Genomic DNA, 15,949 nt, shown 5'->3' on the forward strand with positions numbered 1-15,949 from the left:
AAATATTCGCCCCATCTAGGACTATAAAATACCTATAGTTAAAACTATTGACGGATACACATACGAACAACTATTAATAAAAAAAGAGGAGTTTAAATCCATTTTGAATAATTATCTCTTTCCACAGGAGATTGATTCATACAATACATTGTAAGACAAGAACAATCTTAAGAGCAGTGCCCTTTATGCAAAAAGAAAAGCATCTTTTCCTCGTTGATGGATCTAGTTTTATATACAGAGCCTTTTACGCTACCCCCGCTCTTTCTCGCAAACGAGATGGATTGCCTGTCAATGCTATTGCCGGATTTTGTAATATGCTGTGGAAATTATTACAAAATTCTCGAAGTGAAAATATAGCTTCACATTTTTCTGTTATTTTTGATTATCCTGACAAAACTTTTCGTAATGAAATTTATCCTGATTACAAAGCTAATCGTCCTCAAATTCCCGAAATGTTACTCCCTCAATTACCATTGGTTCGTCTTGCAACCCAAGCATTTGGGATACCTTCTATTGAAATACAAGGCTTCGAAGCAGATGATATTATCGCAACTTATGCAAGCATTGCAGAAAAAAGAGGTTTTTCCGTTACCATCGTATCTACAGATAAAGATTTAATGCAATTAGTCAGTCCTACTACTTGTTTATACGATAGCATTAAAGAAGAAAAAATAGACATTGAAAATGTTATAAAAAAGTGGGGAGTCCCCCCAGAAAAAATGGTATGCTTACAGGCGTTATCAGGAGATTCTATCGATAATATTCCTGGTATTCCTGGTATAGGCTATAAGACTGCAGCATCACTTCTCCAAGAATATGGAAATCTTGACAATATTCTTAACAACGCCAACCAAATAAAACAAAAAAAAGACGTGAAAACATTTTAGAATATGCCGATACCGCTCGTCTTTCCCGCGACCTTGTGAAACTGCGCACTGATGTTCCTATAACTATTCCACTTGATCATCTTATATTAGAAGATTGCAACGGACCTCAACTCATTACTTTCCTTAAAGCACTTGAATTTACAAGACTTACAAAACGTGTTGCTGCATTTTGCAATTGTGATGCAGAGAATATTGAATCCGCAGATCTAGATTCAAAAATAGACATAGAAACAAGTCAACCCAAAAGCCCTAAGGAGAATCAATCTGCGACACTATCCGAAAATATAATTTCGAAAAATTCTCCTCAACATTTTTTTTTAGAACGTACAAAACTTTTAACCCAATCTCAAATTAAAAATCATTCTTATATCAGAATACGCAATATAAAAGATCTTAAAAAATGGCTCCAAATACTAGAAAATACTGGCAGCGCTTCCTTTACAATTATAACAGACACAGTAGATGCTTTTAATTCCAAGCCAATTGGTATTGCGTTCAGCATACTGAATCAAGAAGATGCTTCTCTTTTAAAGATAGAAACCATCGTCATTGATCTTCCCCTAATTATAGATAGTTCTCTAGAAGAGAACATGTCTCCAGAAAAAAGCATTTCAACAGAAGAAATTCTCTCCTATTTAAAAAAAATCTTTGAAAATGAACATTTGCTCAAAATAGGTCATAACATTAAGTATGATAAACTTGTTTTACAACGTTATGGAATCATTATACGTGGCTTTGAAGATATTATGCTCATGTCCTATGTATTGGATTCTGGACGTTATTCTCACGATATAGCAAATATTGCAAAAAAATGGCTATTTTATGACCTTATTACGCGAAAAGAAATGCTAAAAACAGGCAAAAGATCTATATCTATTGATCAAATATCTAATTCACGAATTCAAGAATATGTAGTAGAAAAAAGCAACGTTATTCTACAATTGTGGTTACTTCTTAGAGCAAAATTAATTGCTGAAAAATTGCTCCATGTCTATGAGCGATTGGATAAACCAATGATTGATATTGTAGCGCAAATGGAAACAACAGGGATTCAAATAGATCGACAACTTCTTGCACAAGTATCATCTGAGATATCCAAAGATCTATTATGTCTAGAAGAAAAAATACATAACCTTGCCGGTGAGAAATTTAATATTAGCTCCCCCAAACAACTCGGTGATATTTTATTTACGAAACTCAAATTTCCAGGTGGGACTAAAACAAAAAAAGGACAATGGAAAACGACAGCTCAAGATCTTGAACAAATAAACTGCCAGGACAATATTCTTATAGAACATATCCTTGAATGGCGTCGATTCTCAAAGATAAAATCTACATACGCTGATTCTCTCCCCAATCATATCAATCAGCGAACACAGCGCGTACATACTTTTTATTCTCTCGCCTCTACAATGACTGGACGCCTTGCATCTCTAGAGCCAAATCTGCAAAATATTCCTGTAAAAACCAATTTAGGGAAAAAAATTCGCAGAGCATTTATTGCACCCCCTACCAAAAAACTCATTTCTGCAGATTACAGCCAGATTGAATTACGGATTTTAGCACATGTAGCTCAAATAAATCCGTTATATCAAGCTTTTAAAAACTCATTAGATATTCACACGCTTGTAGCATCAGAAATTTTTGGTGTTAAGATAGAAGAAGTATCTTCTCACATGCGACAACATGCCAAAACTATAAATTTTAGCATCATTTACGGCATTTCACCTTTTAGACTTGCCAATCAACTTAAAATCAAACGTTCCGAAGCTACTGATTATATTCAACGTTATTTCGATCGTTTCCCTGGGATACATGAGTACATTGAAAAAACAAAAAATTTTGCTCGAAAAAATAGCTACGTAGAAACTATCTTTGGACGTCGTATATATTATGATGAAATAAATTCTCCTAAAGTTTCAATTCGAAATCTCAACGAGCGTGCTGCTATTAATGCTCCTATCCAAGGATCTGCAGCTGACATTACGCGAAGAGCTATGATTTTAGTACATAAATCAATTGAATGTCATAAGCTCTCAACAAAAATGTTGTTGCAAATTCACGACGAACTTGTTTTTGAAGCCCCTGAAGAAGAAATTGAACAAGTTACTAATATTATTACCGAATCAATGGAAAATGCATGCTTACCTAAAATTAATTTAAGAGTCCCACTAAAAGTAGATATAAAAGTGTCCGATAATTGGGAAAGAGTACATTAAAAAGACGATTTCCAATATCACTCAATTCAATTGACTTGGAAAAATTGAGTATCTATAAAATGAATTATTACTATGCCAATGATGTCAAACAAACATTTCCCTCTATTTTTTAATATGAGATTGAGAAGAACAATGCTTTTTATGGATAATATTCTTTGAAACAATAGTTGCGTCTGCACCTAATTGATAAACAATAGCCTCTCCTGTATCTATCGTCACATCAGAAATACTGTCTATCGTTATTCTATCTAAAACCATAATTAAAGAACGCAAAGAATTTCCATGAGCAGCCACAAGAACTAATTTATTCTGGAGAACCATTGGTAATATGGATTGAACATAATACGGCACAACACGGGCGACTGTATCTCTAAGACTTTCCCCTCCTGGCGGAGCTATGTGATAAGAACGACGCCAGATATGCACTTGCTCAGCACTCCATTTTTTACAAGCATCGTCTTTATTCATGCCAGAAATGTTTCCATAATCCCGTTCATTAAGAGCATTATTATAAATAGGCTCAATATGCTCTTGGTTAAGCTCCTGCAAAATTATCCGACAAGTTTCTTGAGCGCGATTTAAAGAAGAACTAAAAGCTACATCAAAAACCATACCCTGTTCAGAAAATTTTTTACCAATATTCACTGCTTCATCTATTCCTAAGGGGCTTAATGGAGGATTGCGCAGTCCAGTAAAGAGATTCTTCACATTCCACTCACTTTGACCATGACGGACTAAAACAAGCGTTCTTTTCATTTACTTTTTCCTTATCAATTCCACGTCCAAAACATCATACATGGAATATAAACCAAAATTTTTAAATTCTGCCCATAATGCAGCAGTCAAAGCTCCTCGCGCAAAAACACAACGATCATGTGCACTATGGGATAAGGTAATAGATTCACCTTCTCCGGCCACAACGACAGAATGCTCTCCAACGATAGATCCTCCACGCAATGAAGAAATGCCGATAGATCCTTCTTCACGAACACGTTGTTGTTTATTACGATTTAACACAACATGATCGGCAAAATTCACCTTACGACCCTCTGCTATCGCCTCTCCCAGCAAAAACGCCGTTCCTGAAGGAGAATCCAATTTACGACGATGATGCATTTCTAAAATTTCAAAATCCCAATCTTTTGATGGAAAGTATTCTGAAGCAGTTTTAACTAAAAATCTTAAAAAATTGATTCCCAAACTCATATTACCTGATTTAACAATCCGACAATTTTTTGCAAAAGAAGCAATCATCTCATTTTCTTTAATAGAAAAACCTGTAGTTCCAATCACATGTACAAGATTTCGTTGAGAGGAAATATCTAAAGACTGCAACGTCAACACAGGAGAGGAAAAATCAATAATTCCATCTACAGATTGCATTGCTGTTACAAGATCATCAGAAAACTTTACACCAATTGTTGATATACCGACAACATCCCCAACATCTTGCCCTACTAACGGAGAACCTTGTCGTACGACAACAGATGTTAATATAAAAGAAGGATTGTTATGGATCTCATTAATTAAAGATCTTCCCATACGCCCTCCACCTAAAATGACTATTCTCATTGGCGATTTCTGCATATTTTGCCCTTTAAAAGAATTGTGATTTTTCGATTGGTTAGAGATCGACTTTTGTCTTCACCTAAAATATCTTTTTTAAAGATCTCATCCACTCATCTTCTTTCAATCAATATAAAATAGAAAATGACATACGTATGCATACATTAAGGCTTTATCCAACGACTCCTTATGCCTTCATCGGTGATAAGATTAAAGTTATCTGTCATTTTGATATAAGAAAGCATACCTGAAATCGCAATATAAGGGTTTGTTATAACGTATGTAGGTATTTTACGCATAAGTTCTTTATGAGGCGCTTTATTTTCAAAAGAAGCCCGAAAACTAGAATTACGCAATAAATGTATAATTTTATTCGGAATACCTCCAGAAATATACACCCCGCCCCTCGACATAAAAATCAAAGCAAGATCACCTGCAATACGCCCAAGATAATCACAAAAAAGATTGATTGCTTCAAGCGCAATGGGGTGTGCTTCCTGGCAAACAATATCTTGTGCAGATAATGATGTTTCATTTTCAAAACCATCGGCCTTACAAATCGCTTTATAAATATTAACAAGCCCCCTACCAGAAAGCAACATTTCGGCAGAAAGTCGTTCATTCTCTATTAAATAAGGGAAAATCTCAAAATCACGTTTCGAACTAGGACCTATATTCATATGTCCTCCTTCTCCAGAAATTGGAATCCACGAATTTTTTAATCGTATTACACCCGAAACTCCCAATCCTGTGCCAGGACCAACAATAACTCGTGACGAAAAAGAACAATTATTTCTTTTTATATCAGGACCCACAGAAACATAATGAGAATCAGATAAAAAACAAACAGCCAATGCCTGCGCTTCGAAATCATTAATCAACAAAACATCTTCAAAATTCATTTGAGAAATCAATGCTTCTGGATCAATAATCCATTGATAATTAGTAAGCATAAATTTTTTTTGATCACCAATCGACGTAGCAAGAGCTAAAAAAGCAGAACGTAATCGTATGGAAATCTTGCTAAGAATGACCTCTTGTATTGCATGTTCTAAACTCTCGTAATCCGCAGTTTTTACTGTCCCACAACACTCAATCTCAGATTCCATATCTCGCAATATCGCAAAACGAACATTTGTTCCTCCTATGTCAGCTAGAAGAACAGGAAAAGCAGTAGGAAAATTTCTATTCGACATATTCATATTAAAAAACACACTGAAAAAATGTTGTGTTGAGAATAAAAAATATCCCCTCAAACTTTAATCCTCTCCTAAATAAAAATATGTGGGAAATGCCACTCTTATTCATTACCGCCTCCATATAACGAACACACGTCTTAATTACACATAATTTATTACTAGATAATGTAATTATAATTAATACGAAAAAAATTTAGTATGAATAAAAATAATATTTTATATTCTTTTCAATACATCAATTAAATTTTACATAAAAGAAATTTTACAAAAAACATTTTGATTTCTCAAAAAATATTTGTCAGTGGCGATATTTTTTAAAAGATATCAACATAAACTTTTTATTCTTGAATGATAGAGGAAACTACAAATCATCTGATATCCATAAAAATAGAATATCTTCACTTTTAAAGACACATACAGAACCTCTATACTAAATGAACAAAATGCGTAATAAAAAAAACATCTATTATCGAGAATCCAAATTAATTAAAAAGTAGAATTATGAATACAATTGACATGATAATAATGCAATAAAAACCTCAATTTATGCATACTAAACCAACGTCACTTCTTCCTGTTATATTATTTTAAATACTTTTCTTGTTCCATTAGTCGATTGATTTTTTCAATAGCAAATTGCGAATCTTCTTTATAAGGAATAATACCTACAATGTTGCCAGAAGTATTAAATAATAAGAGAGCCGTTGTATGATCAACAAAATATTTTTTTCTGGATCTGACTGGTCTATTAAAACATTGTTGACGTAAACACGAAACTTCTTGACCACACTCATGACACTTGTAGGATCTCCTGATATCCCTATAATACGATCCGAAAATTTCTTGACAAATTTATTCATTTCTTCAGGAGTATCTCTTTTAGGATCAACTGTAATAAAGTATGCATTCAACAACTTTCCAGTTGGATCAACTTTTTTCAACCAACCATCTAATTTAGATAATGTTGTAGGACAAACTTTGGAACAATGTGTAAATCCAAAAAAAACAATAGAGGGTCTTGTATATAAAGAACTGAGTGAAATATTTACACCTTCCTGCGTAACCAGACGAACATCACTACTCAATTGTTGATTTGTACCTTCAATCTTTGAATCATATACTATATACGCAACACCCCCTAATACTGCAAATAGTATAGTACCTAAAATTACTGCTAACGCCTTCATATGCATCCTTCTTTATATCGTTCTATCGATCTAATACACTAAAATGAAAATATAAATCACATAACAATAACCATAAAGATTTTACCTACTGATCTCAACAAATCAAATTGATATCAAAACATCTTGTCAATCAAAATAATCAACTTATACATTTAAAATGCAAAAAGAGTGTTCTATTGATGATAAAAACTTTAACATTTACTATTGTTTATGCTAATGTCGAAATTTAGATGAGCCATTCTTTTGATTCTTTCGAATAGAAATTCTATAAAATATTGTTTATATTTAAACATCTTAATTCATAACAAAGCATCATGATTTTTGTTTTAAAATTTCCAATTTTGAGCTTTGAGGACAATAAAATCCCTAAAAGCTTTTAATTTTCCTGTATTTTTTAATGCCTCAGGATAACAAAAATAAACTTCGAAAGATGGCATACTAACATCTTCCATTACTCTTACAATATTTGAATTATCTTTGACAATATAATCTGGCAAAAGAGCTATCCCAGATCCTAAGATACAGTATTGCATAATAGAAAGATAACTATTGATCTGTAGAGAAGAAATCCGTGGCTCATGAGGAGCACGCCCGACAGTTGCCAACCAATTAAAATCCTCCATACACTTTGGAATCAAATCTCCAAAAGTAAGCAAATCATGATTATCTAGGTCTTGTATAGATAATGGTTCTCCACGACGTTTGAGATAATGAGGAGCAGCATATACATGCATATTGATTGTAACTAATTTACGCTGTATTAAAGAAGACTGACTTGGTTTTCGAAGGCGAATAGCACAATCAGCATAGCACATACTAATATCTATATCTTTATTATCAAGAATAAATTGTATTTTAATATCAGGATATAATAATAAAAACTCTTTAAAACTATCTTGTAATAGATTTTGTCCTAAATCTATTGTTGTCGCAATTCGTAGTTTTCCAGATGGTTTTTCTGATGATTCCTGTAATTCAATTTGAATACTTTCTAATTTTTGACAAACATCACTGGCAACATTATGAAGTTTACTGCCTTGTTCCGTTAATATAAGACCACGCGCATGACGATAAAAAAGTTTACTACCTATCTCTGCTTCAAGACCACTGATCTGTCTACTAATAGCCGATTGAGAAAGATTGAGTTGCTCTGCAGCGCTGGTAAATGAACCAAATTTAGCGACTACATAAAAAACCCGCAATTTGTCCCAATCAAAAGACATGATATATCCTTTTTTGAACTATAATACATTGTATAGTAAATTTAAGAGACAGAACCTTGATGAATAGAAAGGTAATTCTCTGCTTCTAATGCAGCCATACATCCCATAGAAGCGGCAGTAATTGCTTGTCGATAATGATCATCTGTAACGTCACCAGACGCAAAAACTCCAGGGACGCTAGTAGCAGTAGAATTTGGGGCAGTCCATATATAATCTGTATCAGTCATCTTTAATTTATGACGAAAAATATCTGTATTGGGCTTATAACCAATAGCAATAAAAATCCCATCAGCAGGAATTTCAAAAACTGTTTTATCCTTCTTACTATGCAAACGCACTCCGGAAACAGATGGGAAAAGGGGAGGAGTTGGGATTGAACCTATAATGTCAACAACCTCCGTATTGAACAAAAAATCAATATTCGACTGTGCAAATAATTTTTCTTGGATAATTTTTTCTGATCGCAATGATAAACTACGGTGTACCAATGTCACCTTGCGAGCAATTTTAGAAAGGTGAAGAGCTTCTTCAGCCGCTGTATTCCCCCCTCCTACAACGATAACCTCTTTGTCCTTATAGAAAAAACCATCACAAGTAGCACATGCAGACACACCAAAACCTTGAAAGGTTTGTTCACTTTCTAATCCAAGCCATTTAACTTTAGAGCCTGTTGCGATAATCACAGCTTCAGAACGCCAAACATCACCTAATTCGGTCTCAATCGTAAACGGACGCTGATCTAGATTAACTGATACAACCAAGTCGTTTATAATCTTCACGCCAAAACTCTCTGCTTGAAGGCGCATTTGCTCCATCAACCAATCTCCTCGGATGGGAGATGCAAATCCTGGGTAGTTTTCTATACTTTCGGTGATTAAAAGTTGACCTCCTACTTCTGATCCAGATATAATCACTGGCTCAAGCATAGCACGTGCAGCATATATAGATGCAGTATATCCAGCTGGACCCGAACCAATAATTAATATTTTAGAATCATGAAAAGCCATGAAATAAAAATCCTTGTATTATAAAAAACTATCAAGATAACTAGTAATCTGCCAAATTTATATCCAGAATTATTTCCTTTAAAAAATAATTTAATTTTAGAATAAAATGACTACACTGTAATTACACACTTAACCCAAATAACAATAGGCTGTATATCTGCCCTAATAATTAAAATTATAATAATACACTACGAATTCATGCTCATTTAAATACGATTATGACAATTATTTTCGACTGAACGAGCTATCCTCATTCACATTTTTATACTAAAAAAATCACCAATAATCAATAATATATTTTTACTCTACTATAATATAGAATGCAGCAGAGGAGTAGTAGATTTTAATTTTTCCAAATCTATTATGAGAAAATTTTCTCTTGATAGGCTTCCTCATTATTCTTAAAAAGCATGGATCCTAGAAAAGAATTTGTGAGATTCTCCTTTGATAGCAATAGATTATTACCCCCTATCAATCCTCGTTTCCCTTAATTTTCATAGTTTTTATTTTCTTCATATCCTTTCCAGGATTACTCACTATGATCTTCTTTGTTTGCTACCGGAATATTCATTGGCTCTTCTTGCAAATCTAGCAGCTTCTTTTGTTTAGGAGACGATGGTTTTTTACCTGAGAACCGATCATAAACTTCATTACCCTTATTAAAAGAAGCATCATTTTCGTCTACTGATGAATCAGGAAGAACCTTCACAGGATCCTTAGTTGCATTAATGATACGTGGATCTCTACCAGCATAATCTATTTCTCGATGCAATTGAAAAAACCAATAAGCACCACATCCTATTACAAGGACGATGTATCCTATCAACAATAATTTTCTACTGTTTACCGGATCTTTTTTAAGATGATTCTCTACAGTTGATGACCTCAATAGAGGATCCGGATCTTTTGTAAGATGATTATCTACAGTTGATGACGTCAGTAGAGGATCATGATGATCTGCATCAATATCAATAGCAGATTCTTGAGAAGAAAATAAATTCCTATCGTTTGTCTCTTCCCCTAAAACATAATCTTCATTAAGAGATAATCCCTGTTCTATGCCCTCAAAATTATTGTGTGGAAAGGATTTTTTGCTATCTTCTTCAAAAGAAAACGCGGACATCTCTTTTTCAAGAGAAAGATTCGTATTTTCAACAGACGTTGTTTCTTCGTCAACTAACGAAAGAGATGATACTGGAAAATCCTCTAATTCCTTTGGATATTCCTCAATGTCAACAATCTTTTTGAGATCAAAAAACAAATGTTCTTCTTTGGTTTTTTGTGCATCAAAAGAAACTTTCTGCTGATCGACTGGCTCATCAAAAGACATACTAGCATTCGATACTTTGTCAGAATTACTAATCAATAAAAGTTCTTTTTCAATGCCCACAAGATCTAATGTAAGATCATCATCAACTGTACAATCAGATTCTATTTTCCGCCTTTGATGAGAATTCTTTTGAAACAAATAGCAATCGTCTGCTTCCAACTTTCCTACAGATTCAATGTTTACACTTGGAATCTTCTTTGATTTTACAGAAATATTCTGCGAATTATCTAAAAAAACATCTCTCCCTCTTTGTTTATCCGAAAAAGAGGCAACTGTCTCATCATTTTCCAACTTTCCCAAATAATCGAGCGGAAGAGCGCTACTATCCTTCTTATTTGATAGTTTACTCTTCAAAATAAGATCTTGTTTTTCTTCTCTAATAGACTGAAAAGAATTTATTTGATGCGATTTATCCAAATAATCATCTAACTTATCGTTTAAATCATGCGTAATCTTTGAATCATACTCTACAAATCTCGTCTCTGATGTCTTTTGAGAAGATCCTGAATGCAAGCGTAAATCTATATCAGATGCTGTTTCTAAGGTTTCAAAAGTATCTAATATTGTAGTAGAACAAGATTGATTTTTGACATCCTTGCCTGATAACTTCTCATTTGAATTAGCAAGCGCAGAAAAATCAGGAGTTCCCAAAGGACGATCTACGCTACCAAATCCAGAACAAACATTTTTCGAATGCCGTAAATTTAATAACGATTGATCCACAGTAGAAGGCTGATTTTGAATTTTTCTGCCATAATAAACAGTTTTTCTCTTCCCAATGTCACCAAGAGAAGAAATCAATTCACGCTCTAATCCATCAAAAAAAAGTGTATCCTTTAAAAAACTATCTGTTAATTGTTTCGAATACTCCTTAATGGAAGGTTCCAAAGAGGAAACTGAAGAATGAAGCTGTCCCTGCTTAAAAGAATCGTTTCTTTTGTCAAGACACTCTTTCTTTTTTTTCATAATTTATACCATTTCATTATTATATCTATTCCGCAATTACGAATCGTCCTTAATATTCAACTCATTTCATGGGGAGATTCAACCCCTATAATATTAAGACCAGAATTAATAACGGAAGCAACAGCATATACCAATTGCAATCTCATTATAGTTAACTCTCTATTATCTTCTTGTATAAACTTTAATCTTGGATTCTCTCTTCCATGACTCCAATGACTATGAAAAACACTAGCCAGATCATGCAAATAAAATGCAAGTCTATATGGCTCTTGAAAAATAGTAGCATTTTCAACGATACGTGGATATTCTAAAAGATGCATAACTAATTGTAGTTCAGCTATATCCCATGCAAAGTCTTGCGACAATGCTTTTTGAGGAAATAAATCAAAATCAATGTCTGGGAAAAAATCTTTTGCCTGCCTAAAAATAGATCTACATCGCGCATAAGCATATTGTACATAAAACACAGGATTTTCTTTTGATTGTTCCTTGACTTTACAAAAATCGAAATCCAATAACTCTGAATTTTTCCTCCACAACATCATAAAGCGCACGGGATCACAACCAACTTCATCAACAACGTACCGCAAAGTTATAAAATCTCCTGCACGTTTTGACATTTTAATAGGCATACCATCCCTATATAATCGAACTAATTCACATAATAGAACATTAACCTTTGATTTTTCCCCTGCAACGGCAGAAGCTACTGCTTCAAGACGCTTAACATAACCACTATGATCAGACCCCATAACATATACCATTTGATCAAAACCACGTTCATATTTGTATTTGAAATACGCAAGATCAGCGGCAAAATAAGTATATGAACCATCTGATTTAAATAAGGGACGATCAATATCATCTCCCACCATTGTTGAACGAAATAATATTTGTTCGCAATTGATGTCAAATGTTTTATTTTTTTTAGCCTTTGGAGCAGGGAGGACGCCCTCATATATGTATCCTTTACGCCCCATATCACCAATGATATCTCGTATAGGAGAGTGATCACCTCGATGAAAATTCTTCTCTGAAACAAAGACATCATGCCTGATATTCAGAGCTTTTAAATCATCTTTAATGATCTCCATCATCGCCTTAACAGCATAATCCCTGACGATTGGCAACCATTTTTCCTCATAAAAATTCAAAAGTTCTGAGCCGTATTTATCTACCAATTCTTTTCCTATAGCTTTCAGATAAGCGCCAGGATAAAATCCTTCCGGAAGATCAAAATCATTATTATCAAGTACTTGCTGGTAACGCAAAAAAACAGAATGAGCTAACGTATCAATCTGAGCGCCAGCATCATTAATATAATATTCCCTTGTTACTTCATAACCAGAAAATTCCATAAGATTAGCAAGCACATCCCCTACAACGGCGCAACGACAATGCCCTACATGCATCGGTCCCGTTGGATTGGCAGAAACATACTCAACATTAACTTTCCTTCCCTTACCAATTAAACTGCGACCATATTCTATTCCACTGACAACAATAAAAGACAGAATTTTACTTAAATAGGAAGGGGATAGGTATAAATTGATAAATCCTTTTCCCCCAATAGATACAAAATCAACATCAGGATCCATCTTTATACGTGCAATAATCAGTTCTGCTATAGTAATAGGATCAAGACTAAGAGGTCGACTTAAAATCATAGCGGCATTAGTTGATAAATGCCCATGCATAATATTGCGCGGACGCTCGACGACAATACAATCTAAATATTTTTTTTCTATGTTTTTTTCAAAATCAATATCTTTGATATAATTTATCATACGAGAACTAAAGTCTGTAAAGAGATGCATCACCATGCTCCACAACTTGATAGAAAAATATTCATCACACCACCACTTCCAATAAAAATTAGAATTTATCTAAGGCAAAATCGGGAATATAGCCAAATAGGATATTATGTTCACGAATCGCATAACTATCTGTCATCCCTGCAAGATAGTCTCCAATTTTCCGTCCTTTAACTGCATCAGTTATATCTTTCTCACATTCCAAATGATCATAACCCCGCATTTTTCGTGAATCTGACATATACGCAGAAAAAAGATTGCGAATAATACCTGTAATCTGATCACGACAAATCATAATTCTAGGATGCTGATATACGTATTTGAAAAGCATAGACTTAATTTCTTTATCTACTATAGCCATATCATCAGAAAAATCTACAATTCTATAACTAGCAGAACGAATATCATGAATTGAACGAGGCTTTAATTGAGCTATTCTATTTTGCGATACCGTTATCACATCTTCAACCATCGCAGTTATCTGTCGCCTTACAAGCTCATGCGCTAGACGTTTATCATCTAAATTATGATAGAGATCCTTTACCTCTATAATTTGTTTTTTCAAAAAGGATATTTCTTCTAACATGTCAAAAGTCAAAAACCCTGCACGCACACTATCATCAATATCGTGTGCATTATATGCGATATCATCTGCAATAGCCGCTACTTGTGCTTCAAGATTTGCAAAACTAGAAAGAGTTAATCCATGCTTATGCTGATAATCAAAAAAGATCTTTGGAATACTCTTTGACGCCTTTGAATCTTGTGGTAAAAATGGCCCATTATGCCCAAGCAACCCCTCTAGAACTTCCCATGTGAGATTGATTCCATCAAAATCTGCATAGCTTTTTTCTAATTCGGTGACGATACGAAAAGACTGGATATTATGATCAAATCCACCACAAAAAGCGAGAACTTCCTGTAAAATATTTTCCCCAGTATGACCAAAAGGCGGATGACCAAAATCATGTGCCAATGCTATTCCTTCGGCCAAATCCTCATCAAGCCTGAGTGCACGCGCTAAAGACCTCGCTATTTGTGACACTTCAATTGTGTGCAACAAACGAGTACGGTAATGATCCCTATGTCGACCAAAAAATACCTGTGTTTTATCTTTTAATCGCCGGAATGCTGTTGTATGAATAATTCGATCACGATCACGTTGAAATTCAGAACGCGTCAGACTTTTTTTTTCTTCATGAATTCTTCCCAAACTCTGCGCAGGGTTCGCAGCATAAACAGCTTTTTTTTGATAACCAAATCCCAATTTACGTCTTGCTATCACTTTAATTTCCTTGCTTTTCTCCCAATATTATAGAATCATTATTTGATAGTAACACAAGACATACTATCATAGAAAATAGTATCTCTATGGAGGAATAAATGGCATCTATTATCAATATTACTGACGCAGCTGCCAAACAAATTAAAACCATTTTAGAGTCTGAACATGACAAAAAAGCTCTTCGTATTTCCATAGAAGGAGGCGGATGTTCTGGATTTTCCTATAAATTTGAGCTAGAATCGAAAAAATGTGAAGACGATGTCGTTTTTGAGAAAAATGGCTCTCAAGTCTTTATAGATAAAATCTCACTTTCATATATTGCAAATTCAGAAATCGATTTTGTAGATACTCTGCTCAGCAAATCCTTTCAAATACGTAATCCCAATGCCATAAGCAGTTGTGGCTGTGGAACAAGTTTTTCTATGTAAAAAAGGAAAAAATAATGAGCTTAGTAACGATAGCTACTTGGAACGTAAATAGCATCCGAGTGCGCATAAAAAATGTCATTACATGGATACAAGAAAATAATCCTGATATTGTTTGCCTTCAAGAGACTAAAACCGAAGACAAAACCTTTCCCTTTGAAGCCATTCAATCTCTGAATTACCATATTGAAACTTGTGGACAAAAATCTTATAATGGTGTGGCTATTTTATCAAAATACCAACCTATCGAAATGATCAAAAAACTTCCTGGAGATGATCTGGATGAACAAGCCCGATTTATCGAAGCAACCTTCACTATTAACTCTCAAATACTGCGCATAGGCAATATTTATCTTCCCAATGGAAATCCTATTGCATCTACTAAATATGATTATAAAATTTCATGGATCAAGCGCTTTTTACAATTTGCATCCCAACGCCTTGAATTAGAAGAGGCTCTTATCTTTGCAGGAGATTACAATATTGTTCCCCAACCTCGTGATTGTCATGATTCAATAATGTTGCAAAACGATGCATGTTTTACTTTAGAAGTGCGACAAGCTTTTCAAAAATTACAAAACATGGGTTTTACAGATGCAATACGTGCTACAAATGATGCACATCACATTTATTCTTTTTGGGATTATTTCTCAGATTCTTGGCGAAAAAATAAGGGAATGCGTATTGATCACGTCATGCTATCTCCAGAAGCAACGACTTTTCTCCATTCAGCTTACATAGATAAAAAACCGCGAGGATGCGTAAAACCATCAGACCATACCCCCGTCATAGTAGCATTAGATATCCCTGAATAAAAACCTCAACGTACCACCCTTATTAT

At 34.1% G+C, this 15,949-nt stretch carries 11 protein-coding genes and 1 pseudogene; 3 read left to right on the forward strand and 9 right to left on the reverse strand.

The genetic code is table 11. The annotated features are described in order from the left end of the window. Positions 1-185: 185 nt before the first annotated feature. Positions 186-3,106 (forward strand): annotated as a pseudogene (gene polA, locus CKC_RS05280) (DNA polymerase I). 102 nt (positions 3,107-3,208) lie between these two features. Here the strand turns inward: polA and CKC_RS05285 are convergent. The 9 genes from CKC_RS05285 to CKC_RS05325 form a co-directional block, all read right to left on the reverse strand. Continuing rightward, the gene (locus tag CKC_RS05285; protein WP_013462493.1) at positions 3,209-3,862 is read right to left on the reverse strand and encodes a 2,3-bisphosphoglycerate-dependent phosphoglycerate mutase; all 654 of its coding nucleotides are present in this window, start codon (positions 3,860-3,862) and stop codon (positions 3,209-3,211) included. After that, a complete protein-coding gene (gene dapB / locus CKC_RS05290) occupies positions 3,863-4,693 on the reverse strand; it encodes a 4-hydroxy-tetrahydrodipicolinate reductase (protein ID WP_013462494.1) in 831 nt (276 codons plus the stop codon). A 143-nt stretch (positions 4,694-4,836) separates the two neighbouring features. Further along, positions 4,837-5,874 carry a glucokinase gene (locus CKC_RS05295; protein ID WP_050780929.1) on the reverse strand — a complete coding sequence of 346 codons (1,038 nt, stop codon included), beginning with the start codon at positions 5,872-5,874 and terminating at the stop codon, positions 4,837-4,839. Positions 5,875-6,536: 662 nt separating this feature from the next. Continuing rightward, positions 6,537-7,058, reverse strand: a complete 522-nt coding sequence (locus CKC_RS05300; protein ID WP_013462496.1) for an SCO family protein — start codon at positions 7,056-7,058, stop codon at positions 6,537-6,539. Between the two features lie 326 nt (positions 7,059-7,384). Further along, positions 7,385-8,281 (reverse strand): LysR family transcriptional regulator, encoded by an 897-nt coding sequence (locus CKC_RS05305; RefSeq protein ID WP_013462497.1) that lies wholly within the window; start codon positions 8,279-8,281, stop codon positions 7,385-7,387. Positions 8,282-8,322: 41 nt separating this feature from the next. Next, positions 8,323-9,288: a thioredoxin-disulfide reductase gene (trxB, locus tag CKC_RS05310; RefSeq protein WP_013462498.1), complete on the reverse strand. Its 966-nt coding sequence runs from the start codon at positions 9,286-9,288 to the stop codon at positions 8,323-8,325. A 529-nt stretch (positions 9,289-9,817) separates the two neighbouring features. Next, a complete protein-coding gene (locus CKC_RS05315; RefSeq protein WP_013462499.1) occupies positions 9,818-11,584 on the reverse strand; it encodes a hypothetical protein in 1,767 nt (588 codons plus the stop codon). Between the two features lie 56 nt (positions 11,585-11,640). Beyond that, on the reverse strand, positions 11,641-13,401 hold the full coding sequence (gene argS, locus CKC_RS05320; protein ID WP_013462500.1) for an arginine--tRNA ligase: 1,761 nt from the start codon (positions 13,399-13,401) through the stop codon (positions 11,641-11,643). Between the two features lie 58 nt (positions 13,402-13,459). Beyond that, positions 13,460-14,683 carry a deoxyguanosinetriphosphate triphosphohydrolase gene (locus CKC_RS05325; RefSeq protein WP_013462501.1) on the reverse strand — a complete coding sequence of 408 codons (1,224 nt, stop codon included), beginning with the start codon at positions 14,681-14,683 and terminating at the stop codon, positions 13,460-13,462. Between the two features lie 98 nt (positions 14,684-14,781). Here CKC_RS05325 and erpA point away from each other — a divergent pair, with 98 nt between their 5' ends. Then, positions 14,782-15,111, forward strand: a complete 330-nt coding sequence (erpA, locus tag CKC_RS05330) for an iron-sulfur cluster insertion protein ErpA (RefSeq protein ID WP_013462502.1) — start codon at positions 14,782-14,784, stop codon at positions 15,109-15,111. 14 nt (positions 15,112-15,125) lie between these two features. Continuing rightward, complete coding sequence (gene xth, locus CKC_RS05335) at positions 15,126-15,923, forward strand: exodeoxyribonuclease III (protein WP_013462503.1); 798 nt, start codon at positions 15,126-15,128, stop codon at positions 15,921-15,923. The last annotated feature ends 26 nt before the right edge of the window (positions 15,924-15,949 follow it).

Source organism: Candidatus Liberibacter solanacearum CLso-ZC1, from assembly GCF_000183665.1.
In the GTDB taxonomy this organism is placed as follows: Bacteria; Pseudomonadota; Alphaproteobacteria; order Rhizobiales; family Rhizobiaceae; genus Liberibacter; species Liberibacter solanacearum.